The 18,465-nt window shown below is 70.3% G+C and carries 16 protein-coding genes; 11 read left to right on the top strand and 5 right to left on the bottom strand.

Annotated elements, in window-relative coordinates; all coding sequences use genetic code 11:
• Nucleotides 1–22 precede the first annotated feature (22 nt).
• From KKZ08_RS18090 to KKZ08_RS18120, 7 genes are all read left to right on the top strand, one after another.
• Complete coding sequence (locus KKZ08_RS18090; RefSeq protein ID WP_223775447.1) at nucleotides 23–802, top strand: response regulator transcription factor; 780 nt, start codon at nucleotides 23–25, stop codon at nucleotides 800–802.
• Nucleotides 803–825: 23 nt separating this feature from the next.
• Nucleotides 826–1,848, top strand: a complete 1,023-nt coding sequence (locus KKZ08_RS18095) for a LacI family DNA-binding transcriptional regulator (protein WP_223775448.1) — start codon at nucleotides 826–828, stop codon at nucleotides 1,846–1,848.
• Nucleotides 1,849–1,946: 98 nt separating this feature from the next.
• Nucleotides 1,947–2,963 (top strand): trypsin-like peptidase domain-containing protein, encoded by a 1,017-nt coding sequence (locus KKZ08_RS18100; protein WP_223775449.1) that lies wholly within the window; start codon nucleotides 1,947–1,949, stop codon nucleotides 2,961–2,963.
• 86 nt (nucleotides 2,964–3,049) lie between these two features.
• A complete protein-coding gene (locus KKZ08_RS18105) occupies nucleotides 3,050–3,787 on the top strand; it encodes a response regulator transcription factor (protein WP_223775450.1) in 738 nt (245 codons plus the stop codon).
• The gene (locus KKZ08_RS18110; protein WP_223775451.1) at nucleotides 3,784–5,214 is read left to right on the top strand and encodes a HAMP domain-containing sensor histidine kinase; all 1,431 of its coding nucleotides are present in this window, start codon (nucleotides 3,784–3,786) and stop codon (nucleotides 5,212–5,214) included. Before KKZ08_RS18105 ends, KKZ08_RS18110 begins: the two co-directional genes overlap by 4 nt.
• A 133-nt stretch (nucleotides 5,215–5,347) precedes the next feature.
• A complete protein-coding gene (abc-f, locus tag KKZ08_RS18115) occupies nucleotides 5,348–7,039 on the top strand; it encodes a ribosomal protection-like ABC-F family protein (RefSeq protein ID WP_223775452.1) in 1,692 nt (563 codons plus the stop codon).
• A 61-nt stretch (nucleotides 7,040–7,100) separates the two neighbouring features.
• Nucleotides 7,101–7,595, top strand: coding sequence for a cupin domain-containing protein (locus KKZ08_RS18120; RefSeq protein WP_223775453.1), 495 nt, complete (start codon nucleotides 7,101–7,103; stop codon nucleotides 7,593–7,595).
• Nucleotides 7,596–8,565: 970 nt separating this feature from the next.
• Here the strand turns inward: KKZ08_RS18120 and KKZ08_RS18125 are convergent.
• The 5 genes from KKZ08_RS18125 to KKZ08_RS18145 form a co-directional block, all read right to left on the bottom strand.
• Nucleotides 8,566–9,822: a hypothetical protein gene (locus tag KKZ08_RS18125; RefSeq protein ID WP_223775454.1), complete on the bottom strand. Its 1,257-nt coding sequence runs from the start codon at nucleotides 9,820–9,822 to the stop codon at nucleotides 8,566–8,568.
• 3 nt (nucleotides 9,823–9,825) lie between these two features.
• Nucleotides 9,826–10,713 (bottom strand): ATP-binding cassette domain-containing protein, encoded by an 888-nt coding sequence (locus tag KKZ08_RS18130; RefSeq protein ID WP_223775455.1) that lies wholly within the window; start codon nucleotides 10,711–10,713, stop codon nucleotides 9,826–9,828.
• On the bottom strand, nucleotides 10,661–11,086 hold the full coding sequence (locus tag KKZ08_RS18135) for a hypothetical protein (protein ID WP_223775456.1): 426 nt from the start codon (nucleotides 11,084–11,086) through the stop codon (nucleotides 10,661–10,663). Before KKZ08_RS18135 ends, KKZ08_RS18130 begins: the two co-directional genes overlap by 53 nt.
• Before the next feature lie 506 nt (nucleotides 11,087–11,592).
• Nucleotides 11,593–12,825 (bottom strand): DUF2993 domain-containing protein, encoded by a 1,233-nt coding sequence (locus tag KKZ08_RS18140; protein WP_223775457.1) that lies wholly within the window; start codon nucleotides 12,823–12,825, stop codon nucleotides 11,593–11,595.
• A gap of 67 nt (nucleotides 12,826–12,892) precedes the next feature.
• Complete coding sequence (locus KKZ08_RS18145) at nucleotides 12,893–14,725, bottom strand: bifunctional metallophosphatase/5'-nucleotidase (RefSeq protein WP_223775458.1); 1,833 nt, start codon at nucleotides 14,723–14,725, stop codon at nucleotides 12,893–12,895.
• A 193-nt stretch (nucleotides 14,726–14,918) separates the two neighbouring features.
• Between KKZ08_RS18145 and mshD the strand changes: the two genes are divergently transcribed.
• From mshD to KKZ08_RS18165, 4 genes are all read left to right on the top strand, one after another.
• Nucleotides 14,919–15,854 (top strand): mycothiol synthase, encoded by a 936-nt coding sequence (mshD, locus tag KKZ08_RS18150; protein WP_223775459.1) that lies wholly within the window; start codon nucleotides 14,919–14,921, stop codon nucleotides 15,852–15,854.
• Between the two features lie 109 nt (nucleotides 15,855–15,963).
• Complete coding sequence (locus KKZ08_RS18155) at nucleotides 15,964–16,407, top strand: GntR family transcriptional regulator (RefSeq protein ID WP_223775460.1); 444 nt, start codon at nucleotides 15,964–15,966, stop codon at nucleotides 16,405–16,407.
• Nucleotides 16,404–17,303, top strand: a complete 900-nt coding sequence (locus KKZ08_RS18160) for an ABC transporter ATP-binding protein (protein ID WP_223775461.1) — start codon at nucleotides 16,404–16,406, stop codon at nucleotides 17,301–17,303. The genes KKZ08_RS18155 and KKZ08_RS18160 overlap by 4 nt, the downstream gene beginning before the upstream one ends.
• Nucleotides 17,300–18,268, top strand: a complete 969-nt coding sequence (locus KKZ08_RS18165; RefSeq protein WP_223775462.1) for an ABC transporter permease — start codon at nucleotides 17,300–17,302, stop codon at nucleotides 18,266–18,268. Before KKZ08_RS18160 ends, KKZ08_RS18165 begins: the two co-directional genes overlap by 4 nt.
• Nucleotides 18,269–18,465 lie beyond the last annotated feature (197 nt).

The following is an 18,465-nucleotide window of genomic DNA, read 5'->3' on the forward strand; positions in this document are numbered from 1 at the left end:
CGACCCGGGCAGGTGACGGGCGATGAGCTCTCTGCTGCTCCTGACCAATGCCCTCCAGCCGTCGACGGAGGTGCTCCCCGCCCTCGGCCTGCTCCTTCACAACGTGCGCGTCGCCCCGGCGGAGGGGCCCGCTCTCGTCGACACCCCCGGTGCCGACGTCATCCTCATCGACGGGCGCCGCGACCTCCCCCAGGTGCGCAGCCTCTGCCAGCTGCTGCGCTCCACCGGGCCCGGCTGTCCGCTGGTCCTCGTGGTCACCGAGGGCGGCCTCGCGGCCGTCACCGCGGAGTGGGGCATCGACGACGTACTCCTCGACACGGCCGGGCCCGCCGAGGTCGAGGCGCGGCTGCGGCTCGCGATGGGCCGCCAGCAGATCACCTCCGACGACTCCCCCATGGAGATCCGCAACGGCGACCTCTCCGTGGACGAGGCGACGTACAGCGCGAAGCTGAAGGGCCGCGTCCTCGACCTGACCTTCAAGGAGTTCGAGCTCCTCAAGTACCTGGCGCAGCACCCGGGCCGGGTCTTCACGCGCGCCCAGCTGCTCCAGGAGGTCTGGGGCTACGACTACTTCGGCGGCACCCGCACGGTCGACGTCCACGTGCGGCGGCTGCGGGCGAAGCTCGGCGTCGAGCACGAGTCGCTCATCGGCACCGTCCGGAATGTCGGTTACCGCTTCGTGGTCCCGGAGAAGGTCGAGCGGGCGGCCGACGAGGAGAAGGCGAAGGCGGCGAAGCCCAAGGGCGAGGGGGCCGCGGCGCCCCGGGCCGAGGAAGCCGTCACAGGGCCTGCGGGGCAGTAGGTCCATCCGCGTAGACTGCGCGCGTGGCCAAGGTGACGCGGGACGATGTGGCGCGACTGGCGGGTACTTCGACCGCTGTCGTCAGTTATGTCATCAATAACGGACCCCGGCCGGTCGCCCCGGCCACGCGCGAGCGCGTACTCGCCGCGATCAAGGAGCTGGGTTACCGCCCGGACCGGGTCGCGCAGGCCATGGCGTCCCGGCGTACGGACCTCATAGGCATGATCGTGCCGGACGCGCGCCAGCCGTTCTTCGCGGAGATGACGCACGCCGTCGAACAGGCGGCGTCCGAGCGCGGAAAGATGGTCCTCGTCGGCAACTCCGACTATGTCGAGGAGCGCGAGACCCACTATCTGCGCGCCTTCCTCGGCATGCGGGTCTCCGGCCTCATCCTCGTCAGCCACGGCCTGACCGATCAGGCCGCCGCCGAGATAGACGCGTGGGACGCGCGCGTGGTGCTGCTCCACGAGCGGCCCGAGGCCATCGACGACGTCGCGGTCGTCACGGACGACGTCGGCGGCGCGCAGGTCGCCACCCGGCACCTCCTCGAACACGGTCACGAGTACGTCGCCTGCCTCGGCGGCATGGCCGGGACCCCGACCGTCGGCGACCCCGTCTCCGACCACGTCGAGGGCTGGCGGCGCGCGATGCGGGAGGCCGGGCGGTCGGTGGAGGGACGCCTCTTCGAAGCCCCGTACAACCGCTACGACGCGTATCAGGTCGGCCTGGAGCTGCTCGCCGGGCCCGACCGGCCCACCGCCATCTTCTGCTCGACGGACGACCAGGCCATCGGTGTGCTGCGGGCCGCGCGCGAGCTGCGGATCGACGTGCCGGGGGAGCTGGCCGTCGCCGGCTTCGACGACGTCAAGGAGGCGGGCCTCACCGACCCGCCGCTGACGACCGTGGCCTCCGACCGGCCCGCGATGGCCCGCGCCGCCGTGGACCTCGTCCTGGACGACGGCCTGCGCGTCGCCGGTTCCCGCCGGGAGCGCCTGAAGCTGTTCCCCTCGCGGCTGGTCGTACGCCAGTCCTGCGGCTGCCGGTAGCCGCTCCGGCCCGCCTTTATAAGGGGCATACGCACTTCTGCCGGGCTTCTCAGGACGTACTCAGGCAGCTCTCATGTACGCCCGTCAAGGTCGAAGACATGACCGAGACCTTCCGCCACAGCGGCGAGTACCCCCAGCAGCAGTCGTCAGCGCCTGTGCACCACGGCGGTACGCGGGGCGCCTTTCCGCCCCCGCCCACCTACGCGCCGGAGGCACCCCACGGGCCCGCCCCGCGGCGGCGCAGGGCCAAGGGTCCCGTGGCCCTGCTCGCGGCCGTCGCCATCGCGGCGGCGGCCGTGGGTGGCGGCACCGCGTACGCCGTGCAGACGCTGACCGACCCGGGCAGCACCGCCCCCGCCACCAGTGCGGCGGCCGTGCCGACCAGCAAGAAGGGCACCGTCTCCGGGGTCGCGGAGGCGGTCGGCCCCAGCATCGTCGAGATCAGCGCCACCTCCGCCCAGGGCAAGTCGACCGGTTCCGGTGTGATCACCAAGAGCGACGGTGAGGTCATCACCAACAACCACGTGATCTCCGGGGCCACCTCGATCAAGGTGCGGACGAACGACGGCAAGACGTACGACGCCGAGATCGTCGGCACCGACAGCAAGAAGGACCTCGCGCTCATCCAGCTGAAGGACGCCTCCGGGCTCAAGCCCGCGACGCTCGGCGACTCCGACGACGTCGAGGTCGGCGACGAGGTCGTCGCCATCGGCTCCCCCGAGGGCCTGACCGGCACCGTCACCAGCGGCATCGTCTCCGCACTCGACCGGGACGTCACCGTCTCCACCGGCGAGGGCCAGGAGCAGCCGCAGAGTCCGCAGGGCGGTTGGCCGTTCGAGTTCGGCGGGCAGGAGTTCAACGGCGACACCGGGTCGTCGAAGACCACGTACAAGGCGCTCCAGACCGACGCCTCGCTCAACCCCGGCAACTCCGGCGGCGCCCTCATCGACATGAACGGAGCCGTCGTCGGCATCAACTCCGCGATGTACTCGCCCAGTTCGTCGGCCCAGGGCGGCGGCGACTCGGCCTCGGGCAGCGTCGGCCTCGGCTTCGCCATCCCCATCAACACCGTCAAGGACGACCTCGGCACGCTGCGGTCGGGGTCCAAGGCCTGACAGGACCTGAGGGCGGCCGGACCGCGCCTCGCGTGCGAGGCTGATACCGGCCCGTTCCACCCCTTTCCCGAGGAAGTCCGAAGCCCATGAATCCCGCCGATGGCGACCGCACCGGTGACCGCGAGCAGCAGCGCGTCCTGATCGTGGACGACGAGCCCGCCGTGCGGGAGGCGTTGCGCCGCAGCCTCGCCTTCGAGGGGTACGGCACCGAGGTCGCCGTCGACGGTGCCGACGCCCTGGAGAAGGCCGCGGCGTACCGCCCCGACCTGGTCGTGCTCGACATCCAGATGCCCCGCATGGACGGCCTCACCGCCGCCCGCAGGCTCCGCGCCACCGGCTCCACCACACCGATCCTGATGCTGACCGCGCGGGACACGGTCGGCGACCGCGTCACGGGACTCGACGCGGGCGCCGACGACTACCTCGTCAAGCCCTTCGAACTGGACGAGCTCTTCGCCCGCATCCGGGCCCTGCTCAGGCGCAGTTCGTACGCAGCCGGGGCGGGGCAGGCCGAGGAGGGCGACACCCTCGCCTTCGCCGACCTGCGGATGGATCTCGCGACGCGCGAGGTCACGCGGGGCGGGCGGACCGTCGAGCTGACCCGCACCGAGTTCACCCTCCTGGAGATGTTCCTCGCGCACCCCCGCCAGGTCCTGACCCGCGAGCAGATCCTCAAGGCGGTCTGGGGCTTCGACTTCGAGCCGTCCTCCAACTCCCTGGACGTGTACGTGATGTACCTTCGCCGCAAGACGGAGGCGGCCGGCGAGCCGCGCCTGGTGCACACGGTGCGGGGCGTGGGGTATGTGCTGCGGGGCGGCGAGTGAGCGGCCCCGTACGGCGGTTCCGGAGGCTGCCGCTGCGCTCCCGGCTCGCGCTGCTGGTCGCCACGGCGGTGGCGGTCGCGGTGGCGATGGCGGCGGCGGTCTGCTGGTTCGTGGTGCGGGACGCGCTGGTCGACTCGCTGGACGACTCGCTGAACCAGAGTCGCGTGTCCGACCCCTGGGACGACTATGTGAACGGCATGATCGACGGGGACGGCCGCTGCCGCCGCACGATCGTCGACCAGAACAACGCGTCACCGAACCTGCTCGACCAGACCGTGCAGGTCGTCGACCAGACCGGCGGCAGCTGTGTCGTCCTCGGCAAGCAGAGCCTCGACCTGAAGAAGGCGGACACCGAGGTCGCCCTCCGCGAGTCGCCGCCCACCTTCCACGACGCGACGGCGTCCGACGGCACCGAGTACCGCGTGCTCACCTTCCCGCTGGACGGCAGCCCGTACGCCGTCTCCCTGGCCCGCCCCCTCAGCGAGGTCCACGACACGCTCGACAACCTCACCCTGCTGCTCTCGGTGGTGGGCGGCGTCGGCATCCTCGGCGCGGGCGCGGCCGGCCTCTGGGTGGCCCGCACCGGCCTGCGCCCGGTGGACCGCCTCACCGAGGCCGTGGAGCACGTGGCCCGCACCGAGGACCTGGACCTTCGTATCCCCGTCGAGGGCGGCGACGAGATCGCCCGCCTCTCGGAGTCCTTCAACTCCATGACCGCCTCGCTGGCCTCCTCCCGCGACCTCCAGCAGCAACTGATCGCCGACGCGGGCCACGAGTTGCGCACCCCACTGACTTCCTTGCGTACGAACATCGAACTGCTCGCCCGCAGCGAGGACACCGGCCGGGCCATCCCGCCCGACGACCGCAGGGCGCTGCTCGCCTCCGTCAAGGCGCAGATGACGGAACTGGCCGCGCTGATCGGGGACCTCCAGGAGCTGTCCCGGCCCGACGCGGGCCACGGCGGCGCCAAGGTCCAGGTCATCGCCCTGCACGACATCGTGGAAGCGGCCCTGGACCGGGCCCGGCTGCGCGGCCCCGAGCTGACCTTCACGGCGGATCTCAACCCCTGGTACGTCCGCGCGGAACCGGCCGCCCTGGAGCGCGCCGTGGTCAACCTCCTGGACAACGCGGTGAAGTTCGGCCCCCCGGGCTCGGCCATCGAGGTCGCCCTTCGGGAGGGCGAGCTGACGGTGCGCGACCACGGTCCCGGCATCCCCGCCGAGGAGCTCCCCCACGTCTTCGACCGCTTCTGGCGCTCGCCCACCGCGCGGAGCCTGCCGGGTTCGGGCCTGGGCCTGTCGATCGTGGCCCGCACGGTACGCCAGTCGGGCGGCGAGGTGACCCTGAGCACGGCGGACGGCGGCGGCACGGTCGCCTCGGTACGGCTGCCGGGGGCGGCGACGCCACCGCCCAGCGAGCTGCCCTGAACTGACGAGACGGAACGTCTTGCCATGGGGGAGATGACACGCTACAGTCTCCCTACCGGAGCGAGACGGCACGTTTCGTCTCAAGGACGCCGTCCTGGTCTCCGTGCCCGCTGCCCCCAGCCGAAGGACCTACTTGTTCCCAGCAACCGCACCCTCCGCCCTCCCCGCCATCTCCGCCACGCCCTCTCAGCTCACCCTCACCCACGTCACCAAGCGCTACGACGACCACGTGGTCCTCGACGGCGTCTCCCTCACCGTCCGCCCCGGTGAGCGAGCCGGTGTCATCGGCGACAACGGCTCGGGCAAGTCCACCCTGCTGCGGCTGATCGCCGGGCGGGAGGCGCCCGACAACGGCACGGTCACCGTCAGCGCCCCCGGTGGCACCGGGCACCTCGCCCAGACCCTCGACCTGCCGGACACGGCGACCGTCGGCGACGCGATCGACCTCGCCCTCGCCGAACTGCGCTCCCTGGAGCGGCGCATCCGGGCTGCCGAGGCGGAGCTGGAGGGTGCGGACGCGGCGGCGTACGACCGTTACGCCGCCCTGGTCGCCGCCTTCGAGGCGCGCGGCGGGCACGACGCCGACCGGCGCGTGGAGGTCACGCTGCGCCACCTCGGCGAGCGGGCACCGCTGGAGCGCGCGCGGCCGCTCGGCACGCTCTCCGGAGGCCGGCGCTCCCGCCTGGCGCTCGCCGCGACCCTCGCGTCCGACCCGGAGCTGCTGCTCCTCGACGAGCCGACGAACGACCTGGACGACGAGGCCGTGCGCTGGCTGGAGGACCGGCTGCGCGCCCACCGCGGCACGGTCGTCGCCGTCACACACGACCGGGCCTTCCTGGACCGGGTCACCACGACGATCCTGGAGGTGGACGGCGACGAGCGCACCGTACGGCGCTACGGCAACGGCTACGCCGGATACCTGACCGCCAAGGCGGCCGAACGCGCCCGCCACGAGCGGGAGTACGAGACGTGGCGCGCCGAGGTCGCCCGCCACTCCGCGCTCGCCGAGTCGAACATCGGGCTGCTCGCGGCGATCCCCCGCAAGGCGCCGAGCGCCTTCAGCGGCGCGGGCGCGTTCCGCGCGAGGTCGCGGGCGCACGGCGCCATGGGCCGCATCCGCAACGCCCGCGAACGGTTGCAGCGCCTCACCGACCATCCCGTCCCGCCGCCCCCGAGACCGTTGCGCCTCACGGCGGGAATCCAGGGGGAGGCGGCCGGCGCGGCCGAGCTGACCGACGTACGAGTGGCGGACCGCCTGAGCATCGAAGGGGCGCTGCGGATCGGTGCCGGTGAGCGGGTTCTCGTCGCCGGGCCCAACGGCGCGGGCAAGTCCACGCTGCTGGGGCTCCTCGCCGGGGAGGTGGCGCCCGACAGCGGTCACATCCGGCGCCCCGCGCGCGTCGGGTTCCTGCGGCAGGGCAACTCGCTGTGGCAGGAGGGCCGTTCGGCGCTGTCCCTCTTCGGCGAGGAGCGGCGGGACGAGCTGCTGGGCCTCGGGCTCTTCCGGGAGGAGGACGTCACCCGGCCGGTGCGGGAGCTCTCCGTGGGCCAGCGGCGCCGCGTCGAACTGGCCCAACTGGTCGCCCGTCCCTTGGACCTGCTCCTCCTCGACGAGCCGACGAACCACCTGTCCCCCGCCCTGGTGGAGGACCTGGAGGCGGCGCTCGCGCACTTCCGGGGCACCCTGGTGATCGTCAGCCACGACCGGCGGCTGCGCTCACGATTCCAGGGCAGGCGGCTCGCTCTGAGCGGCGGCCGGGTCTCGGAATTGCCCCATGTTTCTGGACCCGAACTGCACCATACGTCGGGGCAATCGCACGCCTAGAGTCGTACTCACAAGGCCACGGGGGAACCCGGGACCACCGCCCGGAGCAGGGAGAACGACCATGAACACCAACATCCTCAAGCCGGTTCTGACGCGCGCCGCCACCGCCGAGACCACCAGCGACCCGAGCAGCGTCATGACCCTGCTCGCCGACTCCGGCACCGACGGCAGCTCCGTCACCAGCTACCGCTCGACCTTCGCCGAGGGAGCCGTCGGCGCCCCCGCCCACTTCCACACCAAGGCCTCGGAGCTGTTCTTCGTCATCGGCGGCGCCCTCCAGGTGCTCGTCGACGACGAGGTGAAGGTGCTGGAGCAGGGCGACTTCCTGCTCGTGCCGCCGCACACCCCGCACGCCTTCGCCGCGGCCCCCGGCTCCGAGGCCGACGTCCTGTTCGTCTTCACGCCGGGCATGCCGCGCTTCGACTACCTGCGCCTCCTCGGCCGCGTGATGCGCGGCGAGGCGAGCCCGCAGGAGATCAAGGACTCCTCCGAGCGGTACGACAACCACTATGTGGACAGCCCGGCGTGGCGCGCCGCCCTCGAAGCGGGGCAGTGACCGGGGCCACGGCCAGGTGCACCTACTGGCCGAAGCCCGGACCTTCAACCGTGTGCAAGTTCGACCGGTTATCCACCATCGCAACGGCACTGAGGTGCACCCGGCCACAGTCACTGTCGCCTCGCTCCTGCTCTGAATTTGACCTCGGAAACGATCTCTGAGTAGGGGACTGGCGTGGTGGCTTCGGCTCCGTTTCCCGTTCTCGACCTTACTCAGGAGAACCGGGGGGTCTGGCATCCCTTGGGCGAAGCCGCAGAGTAATGCGTCCACCGGCATCGCGGCTGCCTGGGCCCTCTCCCACAATCCCGACACCCGCCTCGGCCAGTGGGAGCAGCCAGGCGAAGGCCTTCTCGATGACGGAGCAGACTATGCCCACCCTTGGCCTACGGTCGGGAACCCACAATTCGTCTCAAGACCAAGACCGCTCCTGCTGTGAAGAGCGTGAGGGCGGCGGCCGCAGCCGGGAGAGAAGCACTCTCATGCAGTGGCCACGCCCAGGGGTACGGCTTCTGGTCAGGCCCCAGGCCGATGAGCGCGCAGCACACGGGGAGGGCGGCGACGGCCAACGGGCCGTACGTGGAGCCGACGAAGTACTGGACGATCAGGCCCACGCCGAGATACCCCCCGAGATTCCGCGCCACGCCGAGACCCAGACCGAAGTCGAGCCACTGCGCTTCGCACGCCCCCAGGACAACCGCCACACTGGCAGCGCCTACGAACAGGATGGCCCGGTAGGTGGGCACGGGGCGGACCGCAGTGGCATCGGCCTCCTCGGGCGTTCTACTCATGGCGTGCAGAAGAAAGCAGACGGGTGCCACCGGGAGAACCAAGGGCAGCGGAATCCCTGACCCCAAACCGCCAAAGAGCGAGGGGATAGGAAGTGCTGACCCGGCGAGCAGCGGTGCCAGGATGAAGCAAGCCAGCACAGAGGCCCACGAGGCGTGCACCATGTGCACGCGAAACCACCAGGTCACGACTGCTCGTCCCCCGAGTGTCGGAAGGAAGCAGGGCTGAGGTCCGTCTTCACCGAACAGTCCAAAACGGATCGCATGTTGCGCTCATACCAGGCATGTTGCTGGGCGGGAGACAGCTTCCGTACCTGGCCGGCGAGAGCGACCGCCTCGGGCTGCCAGTACGTCACCAGCTCGCTCTCGGGCTCACCTGCAGTCAGCGACAACCAGGCGTAGATCACGCTGTGTGCAGCGTCCCCGGGATACTCGGCTCCTCGTTTCGTCGCACAATCCGGCGGGGCATCCGGCAGTACGCTGGTGGCGGTGACGGCCCGGACCGTGCTCTCACTGGGACGCGGCTCGCCGAACTCGACGGGTGATGTCAAGACGACTCCGACTCTGCTCAGGCGGCGCTCAGCGCCCTGCGCCCAGCGAACCATGTCGCCCTGCCTGTCGTACTGCTCCGGCCATACGCAAACCTGGACACGTTCCCCTTCACACTTGCGGAGCCCGGGATCCCGGGCCTGCACGCCCTCGAACTTAAGCGGCATGGCCAGGAGGACTGCGCCCGCGATGCCAAGAGCACCGGCGATCACGGCGTACGCCTGATGCCGTCGGCGCCTGGTGCCGAGTGCGGTGGCAATCAGAGCGGCGGCTGCGAGTCCGGCGGAGAAGACGATGGTGGCGGCCATACTGCGGACCGAGGCGGTTTGGTCAATGCTGCAACACTCCACCAGTCCCTGGCCGTTGAGGTGCCGCAGCCAGGGCAATTCACCCAGCGCGGCCGGCCAGAACCCCCACAAATAGCCGAAGATGAGCATCACTGCGACGCCCAGGACCCGCGGCATCCGGGACCCTACGAGCCAGCCGAGCGCGATATGGGACACCACAACTGCGTAAGCCATGAACAGAATTCCCAAGCTTGGGAAGCCAGGTGCCCCGAGAGCGATCGAGGAATAGGCCACGAGACTTGCGAGCACACCGAGCAGTCCCAGCACCATGACGGGGGCGAGATGCAGCCACGCGATGCGAAAACGGCTGCGGGCGGGAGCCCAGCCGTCGATCTCCGCACGGTGAACCCTTGCGGATTCCCACGCGGCACAGGCGCCGCACCCGGCGCTCACAAAGCCAAGCACGATCAGTGACTGCGCGGTGGCGGACTCCCAGTACTCAATGACCGAGTCCGTGTTGTTTGCACCGAACCAGAACAGGACCGGCAGCAAGACGAGCGCAACCCAGGCGGCTGGCCCTGAGCGGAGAAGGGTTCCAAGACGCACGTCTCAGACCTCCCCACGGACCAGGCCACGGTAGGCGCTCTCCGCGCGCCTCTCGACCGCTATGCCTTCAGGCGCCCGGGCGAAGAAGTCGGGGATGCTCCCCTGAAAGGCCACCTGTCCTCGGTCGAAGACGATGACGCTCTCGTAGATATCGGCCAAGTCTTCCGTCTGGTGGGTGGATACCACGAAGCTGACGGATTCCGACAGCTCACCCACCAATTCGCGGAAGACACCACGCTGCACCGGGTCGAGACCGGCGGTCGGCTCATCCAACAGAACGACCTGGGCATCGTGGATCAGGGACTGCGCGATGCCAAGCCGTCGCATCTGTCCACCGGACAGTTCGTGACTCCGGCGCTTCGCCAATTCCGTGAGCCGGACCCGGTCCAGGGCCTTCGCGGAGCGCTCCCACGCCTCGGACTTCGAGAGTCCCTTCAACCAGCCGGCGTAGGCCGCCTGTTCCCGCACGGTCAGTGACGGCACAGGTTTTATGTGCTGGGGCAACCACCCGACTCTGCGCCGGTACTCGCTACGGTGACGCCTTTCCGTGCTGCTCAGCCCGCCCAGTTGCACGCGACCGGAGGCTGGAGCAAGTACGGAGGCCCCTAGGGACAACAATGTTGATTTCCCCGCCCCGTTGGGCCCCAGCAACACGGTGCATCCCAAGGGGAACTCCAGTGTCAAGCAGTCAAGGACAGGGGATCCCGCACGGTAGGCGAAGGAACAGTCAGTGAAGCGAAGCGGCACGGCCTTATCCAGTTGGTCAGCGCGGGACAGCGGCGAGCGGAGGCAGGGTGCCTGATCCCACCATTCTGGACCAGGCACCCTGCCGACGGGATCAGTACTTGACAACCACGCGCTTGACGAACAGCTTGTAGCCGGTCTGGTCATAGCCGTTCAGGCGGGTGTACTTGAAGTAGTAGCTACCCTTGGAACGGTCACCGAAGCTGGACGTGTCGCAATAGTTGTTGTCCCGAGCAACCACCGGGTCCGGAAGGCCGGAGCGTTCCTTCTTCAATTGAATGGTCGCGTGCTTGAAGTGGTCTTCGCCCGACCCTCCGTTGTGGGCCGTGCAACCGGAGAACTTGACCGAGGTCGATACACCGTCGCGGTTCTTGTCGCTCCAGTGACGGGAGTCCTTGCCCGTGATCCATCCCTCTATCTTGCTGGAGAAGCCGCCCTCAGCGAAGGCCGGTCCGATACCGAGCCCCGCGATGGCCACAACCCCCGCCGCCACCGTGGCTATCTTGCGCTTACTGTTCATGTTCCCCTCTTAGGTCGGGACCTGTGACTGGTCATGCCACGTGGCCCTTTCATGACGAACAAGCTGTTGCGTAGTGATCATATGACTACTCGGAGGTACGTACGGGAGTCGGGGTCCGATTTGATGAACATCTGAGGTTGTATGGGGAAGAGTATGTCCGCCGGGAGGGTTAGCGCCCCCAAGTGGTGCGCGTAGATTTCCCGGCGCGCGGGCGCAGGTCACCGCTGCGGTCGGCGCTATCCGGCATGAGGTCGAGTGCCGCTGCGCCAGTCTGTCAATGGGTGATGGCTGCAGAAGGCTCGGCGCGGGCAGTTTGCTGGTATGGCGGGGTATTGCGCGTTTCGCCGGTGTGGGCGAAGACGTTCATGGGCTTGCGGGTCAACCGGTTCGCGAAGTTGGGAAAGTGGTACGGGAGTGGAATGGGGCAGGGCCCCGTGGCCTCTTCATGTGAACTGGCAGGCCAGCCACCCACTTCATGCTGCGTGACCACAGCTTCCTGTAACCCTCTAACTCCCGAAACCCAGCCCCGTCCCCCTCAGCCGCACCCGGATGCCCTCCTTCTCCACCGTCACGTCCTGGAGCGCCACCGTCCCCGCGCCCGGCAGCTTCGGCAGCTGGAAGGCGAGGGTGAGGCGGTCGGCCAGGACGGGGCGGGTGAGCCGGGCCAGGCCCTTGAGGAGGGCGGGGTCCAGGCCGAGCTTCTTGAGCAGCTCGGGGTGGCCCATCGCCACGTCGATGAGGTTCAGGCCCATCACGTCGTTCACGAACCGCGGGGAGCCCGTGAGTTCGTTCAGCCTGGCGTCGCTCTTGAGTGCCTCGCGCACCACGGACTCGGGGACGCCGAGCCGCTTCACGATCGCGGGGACGGACAGCAGCGCCTTCGCCTTCGCCGTCTCCTTGGCCACGCGGTCGGCGGAACTGCGCGACAGGTGCAGGCCCTCCTTCTCGCGCGTGCCGGGGCGGTAGGTCGCCAGATCGCCGAGTTGCAGGCTCATGCCGCCGATGTCGGTGGAGATGCCCCGCTCGCCGTTGCGCTGGATGCGGGCGTCTGCGCGCACCTTCAGGTCGTGTCCCGCGACGGGCAGCGTGCCGCGCGCGAGGACCTCGTCATGGCCCCGGCCGGTGAACGTAACCTGGGAGGCGCCCAGTTCACGGTTGAGGTCCTCGAAGGAGAGGAGTACTTCGCCGGTCATCGCGCCGATGCGGGCGCCCTTGATGGACGTGGGGCCCTCGCCGAGGATCGTGACGTCCGTGGCGGTCGCGGAGACCTTGGCCAGCGAGACGCGGTCGGCCGCGACGTCGGGGACGGTCACCTTCACCTTGTCCACGCGCTGGTCGAGGACCTGGGTGAGGAACGGGAACCCTTCGAAATCGACCTCGGGCGCCGCGCTCAGGTTCATCTGCTCCTTGAGCTTCTCCGCGGCCTCGTGCTCGGCGTAGAGCAGCGCCCAGCGGTCGCCGAGGGCGAGGAAGGCGGCGGTGACGAGGAGGGCGACCACGGCCTTCGCGGCGAGCGGCAGGCCCATGAAGCGGGCGCGGCCACGGCCCCGGCTTCGGCGGCGGCTGCCGCGGCGGTGGTCGGGCGGCGTCCAGGGAGCTTCGGCGTCGTCCCGCTCGGGCTTCTCCTCGTGGAGGAACTCCTTCAACGGATTCGGCGCGAGGTCGGCCAGCTCGTCGTACGGATTGCGGTAGGGCTTGTCCGGAGGTGGCGGCGTGGTCATGCGGTGGGGGGAACGCATCAGATGATCTCACCATACGTTCACACCCCACCCCAAGCCTTACCTTCAGCAGGCGCCGAAGTGAGCGCTACTTCACGATCGTGATCCGGTCGGCCTTCGGCGGCGCGATCGGCTTGCCCGCCGAGGAGTTGGCGCTCAGGTAGTCGTTGAACGCCTTCAGGTCGTCGGCGCCGACCAGCGGCTTCGCGCCCTTGCCCAGCTCCGGCAGGCCGTCGCCGCCGCCCGCGAGGAACGAGTTCAGCGCGACGCGGTAGGTGGCCGCCGGGTCGAGCGCCTTGCCGTTCAGCTTGATCGAGTCGGTGACGACCCGGTCCGCGCCCGTCTTCGTCATGTCCAGCGTGTACGTCAGTCCGTCCGACACCTGAAGGATCTTCGGGGACTGCTCGTTCGCCCCGCCGACCTGCTGCTTGAGCGCGGTGACCAGCTGGGCGCCGGTCAGGTCGACGAGGTTGACGGTGTTGCTGAAGGGCTGCACGGTGAACGCCTCGCCGTACGTGACGACGCCGTCCCCCTCGCTGCCGCTCGCCTTGTGGACGAGGTCGGAGCGGATGCCGCCGGGGTTCATCAGCGCCAGATCGGCCTCGGGGTCGAGGGACTTGGCGTGGGCGAGCTGCGCGTCCGCGATGAGGTCGCCGAGCGGGGACTCGGGGACGCCGGCGCCGCGGCCGGGGATGTCGGCGGAGATGTAGCCGACGGGCCGGTTGGCGATCGGCGCGGCCAGCTTGTCCCAGCGGTTGATCAGTGAGGTCATGTCCGGCGCCTTGGCCTGCTCACGGCTGACCACGTGGTTCGCCGACTTCACGCTCGTCCGCACGATGTCCTTGGTCCTGCGGTCGTACGTGAGCGTGGTGTCCGTGTAGAGCTTGCCGTAGGAGGACGCCGAGGTCACCATGCGCGGCTTGCCCGACGGGTCGGGGATCGTGCAGACGTACGCGGCGTGCGTGTGCCCGGTGACGAGCGCGTCGACCTTGGGCGTGATGCCCTTGGCGATGTCGGTGATGGGCCCGGAGATGCCGTCGCCCGCGCCCGGCGAGTCGCAGTCGTAGTTGTACGTCTGGCTGGCGGGGGCGCCGCCCTCGTGGATGAGCGTGACGATGGACTTCACGCCCTGCTTGTCGAGGATCTTCGCGTACTTGTTGACGGTCTCGATCTCGTCGTGGAACTTCAGGCCCTTGATGCCCTCGGCCGAGACGATGTCCGGGGTGCCTTCGAGCGTGACGCCGATGAAGCCGACCTTGACGCCCTTGTGCTTCCACACCCAGTAGGGCTTGAGGATGGGCTTGCCGGTCTTCTCGTCCGTGACGTTCGCGGCGAGGTAGGGGTAGTCGGCGCCCTCGAACTTCTTGGGCCTGCCCTTCTCGTCCTTCTCGAAGCAGCCGTCCTTGGGGTGGCAGCCGCCGTTCTGGATGCGGGCCAGTTCCTTGGCGCCCTCGTCGAACTCGTGGTTGCCGACGCTCGTGACGTCCAGGTCCAGCTTGTTCATCGCCTGGATCGTGGGCTCGTCGTGGAAGAGGCCGGAGAGCAGCGGGCTGGCGCCGATCAGGTCACCGGCGGCGGCCGTGACGCTGTAGGGGTGCGCCTTGCGGGCGGTGCGCAGCGACGTGGCGAGGTACTCGACACCACCGGCGTCGATCTTCTTCTCGGTCCCGTCGTGCTGCTTCTCCGTCACCTGGCCGGAGGAGCCGGCGGGCGGCTGGAGGTTCCCGTGGAAGTCGTTGAACGACAGCAGCTGCACGTCGACCGTGCGCTTGCCGCCGCCCTTGCCCCCGCCCGCTCCGTCCTGCCCCGCACTGGCGGGAAGGGCCGCGACCAGCGCGCCGAGGGTGGCGAGCGAGGCTGCCGCGGCGAGCACGCGTGTGGCACGGCGTCCGGGTCTGCGTGGCTGGGGTGTGGTTGACACGTGTCCCCCTGAGGGTGATGTGAGACGACGACTGGGAGGCGATACCGCCGTGCGCAGCCTAGAGTCAACGCGCGTAGCGCAACAGGGGGTTACGGGTTACGAGGCGGTTGCCATCGGGAGCGATACGGGCACATCCCCCATGTCACGACCTGTACCCGGCCGTCCGCGCGCCCCGCCGCCGTACCCTCGACCCATGACTGACGACCGGCCCGCCGAGGCTCCCGCCACCCTCCGGAAGATCGACACCCTCACCGCACTGACACCGGCGCAGGCCGACGCCGTGCTCGGGCTGCTCGCCGAGGCCGCCCGCGCCGACGGGCAGCAGGCGGTCTCCGAGCAGGGGCGGCTCCAGCTCCGCGGCGGCGAGCGGGAGGGCGTACGGCATCTGCTGCTCAGCGTCGACCACCGGCTCATCGGGTACGCGCAGCTGGAGGACACCGACCCCGTGGAGGCCCCCGCCGCCGAGCTGGTCGTGCACCCCTCGCACCGGGGGCGCGGCCACGGCCGGGCGCTCGGCACCGCGCTGCTCGGCGAGTCCGGGCGGCGCCTTCGCGTGTGGGCGCACGGCGGGCACTCCGCCGCCCGGCACCTGGCGCAGGTGCTCGGCCTGGCCCTCTTCCGCGAACTGCGGCAGATGCGGCGCCCCTTGGCGGACCTGAACCTCCCCGAGCCGGTGCTGCCGCCCGGCGTCACCATCCGTACCTTCGTGCCCGGCCAGGACGACGCGGCCTGGCTCGCGGTGAACGCCGAGGCCTTCGCGCACCACCCCGAGCAGGGCGCCCTGACCCAGCGCGACCTGGACGACCGCAAGGCCGAGCCGTGGTTCGACCCGGCGGGGTTCTTCCTCGCCGTGCGTGAGAGTGACGGCGAGCTGGTCGGCTTCCACTGGACGAAGGTGCACGCCGAGGAGCGCCTCGGTGAGGTGTACGTCGTGGGCGTGCGCCCCGGCGCCCAGGGCGGCGGCCTCGGCAAGGCCCTGACCACGACGGGCCTGCGCCACCTCGCGGCGGCCGGCCTGCCGACCGCGATGCTGTACGTGGACGCGGACAACAAGGCGGCCGTGAGCGTCTACGAGCGGCTCGGTTTCGTGACGTACGAGACGGATCTGATGTACCGCACGGAGACGTGACCAGCGGCTTTCCCTGACTTCAAGCTCCTTGGGGGCGGCGTCGCTTGACGCCGCCCCCTTTTTGCACCACCCTTTCACTACTCAATTAGTGAAAGGGTGGTGCAAGGCAGTGGTCGAATACCGCATCGACCGGCGCAGCGGCGTCGCCACCTACCTCCAGATCGTCCAGCAGACCCGCCAGGCCCTGCGCCTCGGCCTCTTGGAGCCCGGCGACAAGCTGCCCACGGCACGCGAGGTCGTCGAGGCCACCGCCATCAACCCGAACACGGTGCTCAAGGCCTACCGCGAACTGGAGCGCGAGGGACTCGTCGAGGCCCGCCGCGGCCTCGGCACCTTCGTACGGAAGTCGCTGGGCAGCGCGCCGGCCGACTCGCCGCTGCGGGGGGAGCTCGTGGAGTGGGCCGCGCGGGCGCGGGTGGCGGGGCTGGAGAAGGACGACGTGGCGGCGCTCTTCGGCGCCGTACTGGAAGAACAGTTCGGCTCGCCGGACGCATGGACCACACCGGACACAGGAACCAAGCCGGACGCAGGAACCAAGGGGGACCCCGCATGACCGACGCCGCCATCGAGGCGCACGCCCTGACCAAACGCTTCGGCCGCCGCCAGGCCCTGCGCGACTGCTCGTTCCGCCTGCCGGCCGGGCGCGTCTGCGCGGTCGTCGGCCCCAACGGCGCCGGCAAGTCCACGCTGCTCTCCCTCGCGGCCGGCCTCGACCGGCCCGGCGGCGGCACCCTGGCCGTGCTCGGCACCAGCCCCGCCAAGGCCCGCGCCCGCGTGGCGTACGTGGCCCAGGACAAGCCGCTCCACCCGCGGCTGACCATCACCGACACGCTGCGGCTCGGCGCCGAACTCAACCCGGGGCGCTGGGACATGGCCGTCGCCGAGCGCGTCCTGGCCGGGGGCGCACTCGACCCGGGCGCCCGCGTGCGCACGCTCTCCGGCGGCCAGCGCACCCGCGTCGCGCTCGCCCTCGCACTCGGCAAGCGCGCCGAACTGCTGCTCCTGGACGAGCCGATGGCCGACCTCGATCCGCTCGCCCGGCACCAGCTGATGGGCACGCTCATGGCCGAGGCCGCCGAGCACGGCACCACCGTCGTCATGTCCTCGCACATCGTCGGCGAACTGGCGGACGCCTGCGACCACTTGCTCCTCGTATCCGAAGGGCGGATCCGGCTCGGCGGCGGCATCGACGACATCGTCGCCGCGCACGCCCTGGTGACGGGCGCGCGCCCGGCCGCCGACCTCGCCCCGCACACCGTCGTCGAGTCCCGCGCCACCGGGCGCGGCGTGAGCGCCCTGATCCGCCCCGAGGGCCCCCTCGGCGACGGCTGGGACGTCGAAGAACCTTCCCTGGAGGAACTGTTGCTCGCCCATCTCCGCTCCCCGGACGCGCCACCCCTGCTGACCCCGGGCACGGCCGCCACGTCCCGGGCGGGGGTGACGGCATGAGCCTGCCGACCCTGCGGGGCCCGCGCTGGGTGGACGTGCGGGTGCACCGCACCACGCTCCTGGCGGCCGGTGCCGTCCTCGTCGCCGCGGTCGCCTACACCGGCTGGCTGCGCTGGGCGGCGAGCGCCTACCCGGTGTCGGACGACAACTGCGTCGTGGGCAAGCCCTGTGACTCCTTCCTCGGCTTCGCCAGCGCCCGGTACCTGCTCGACGCCAGCATGTCGAAGGGATCCCTGAGCCTGCTTCTGGTCCCCCTGCTCATCGGCGCGTTCGTCGCGGGCCCGCTGGTGGCGCGCGAGTTGGAGAGCGGCGTCCACAAGCTCTCCTGGACCCAGTCCGTCTCGCCCGCGCGCTGGCTCGCCACCAAGCTGACCACCGCCGCCGCGTTCGCCGCGGGCGGGACGCTCGTCCTCATGGCGGCGCTCCAGCTCGGCGCCTCCGACACGATCGGACGTCAGTGGAACCTCCACTGGGCCGACCGCGGCGTCTACGAGGCGACCGGCCCCGTCCTCGTCGCGTACTCCCTGTTCGCCGCGGCCCTCGGCACGCTCATCGGTTTCGCCGTGCGCCGCACGCTGCTCGCGATGGTCGCCACCGGGTTCGTCACCGGCCTCGTCCTGTGGGGCCTCGGCAACGCCCGCTGGCACCTGGTGCCGGTGCAGACCGCCACCGGGCCCGCCACCGAGGAGAAAAGCTTCCCCACCGGGATCCCCTGGAACTCCTTCAGCATGGATCAGGGCGTCACCAACGCCGCCGGGGACCGCTTCTACGCGTGGCAGTGCCTCCCGAAGCCACAGCACGGCTTCTCCTGCCCCGCCGACACCGAGATCACCGGTTGGTACATGGACTACCACCCCCGATCCCACTTCTGGCACGTCCAGTTGATCGAGACCGGCATCCTGCTCGCCCTCGCGGCCGCCGCCACGTACGCCGCCTTCCGCCTCCTGCGCCGCCGGACCGCCTGACCACCGGGCCGCCCGACCGCCGGGCCGCCCGACCCGTACGATCGCCGAAGGCCCCCGCGCCGAGAAGACGCCCGGGGGTCTTCGGCCGATGTCCCGCACGTCATGTCGCCGTAACCACTGATTCAGACAAGCTTGCGACGCTCGCTCAATGCAGCCCGCCGCGCCCGACCCGCACCCGGAGAACGGGAAGCGTCACC

It is taken from the genome of Streptomyces sp. 135 (assembly GCF_020026305.1).
Lineage (GTDB): Bacteria > Actinomycetota > Actinomycetes > Streptomycetales > Streptomycetaceae > Streptomyces.

Bases quoted from the DNA above. Each gene is read 5' to 3' on its own strand.
- KKZ08_RS18090 (WP_223775447.1), top strand. From the start codon at position 23: ATGAGCTCTCTGCTGCTCCTGACCAATGCCCTCCAGCCGTCGACGGAG.
- KKZ08_RS18100 (WP_223775449.1), top strand. From the start codon at position 1,947: ATGACCGAGACCTTCCGCCACAGCGGCGAGTACCCCCAGCAGCAGTCG.
- KKZ08_RS18105 (WP_223775450.1), top strand. From the start codon at position 3,050: ATGAATCCCGCCGATGGCGACCGCACCGGTGACCGCGAGCAGCAGCGC.
- KKZ08_RS18120 (WP_223775453.1), top strand. From the start codon at position 7,101: ATGAACACCAACATCCTCAAGCCGGTTCTGACGCGCGCCGCCACCGCC.
- KKZ08_RS18130 (WP_223775455.1), bottom strand. From the start codon at position 10,713: ATGACCAGACCGGCTACAAGCTGTTCGTCAAGCGCGTGGTTGTCAAGT.
- KKZ08_RS18135 (WP_223775456.1), bottom strand. From the start codon at position 11,086: ATGAACAGTAAGCGCAAGATAGCCACGGTGGCGGCGGGGGTTGTGGCC.
- KKZ08_RS18140 (WP_223775457.1), bottom strand. From the start codon at position 12,825: ATGCGTTCCCCCCACCGCATGACCACGCCGCCACCTCCGGACAAGCCC.
- mshD (WP_223775459.1), top strand. From the start codon at position 14,919: ATGACTGACGACCGGCCCGCCGAGGCTCCCGCCACCCTCCGGAAGATC.
- KKZ08_RS18160 (WP_223775461.1), top strand. From the start codon at position 16,404: ATGACCGACGCCGCCATCGAGGCGCACGCCCTGACCAAACGCTTCGGC.
- KKZ08_RS18165 (WP_223775462.1), top strand. From the start codon at position 17,300: ATGAGCCTGCCGACCCTGCGGGGCCCGCGCTGGGTGGACGTGCGGGTG.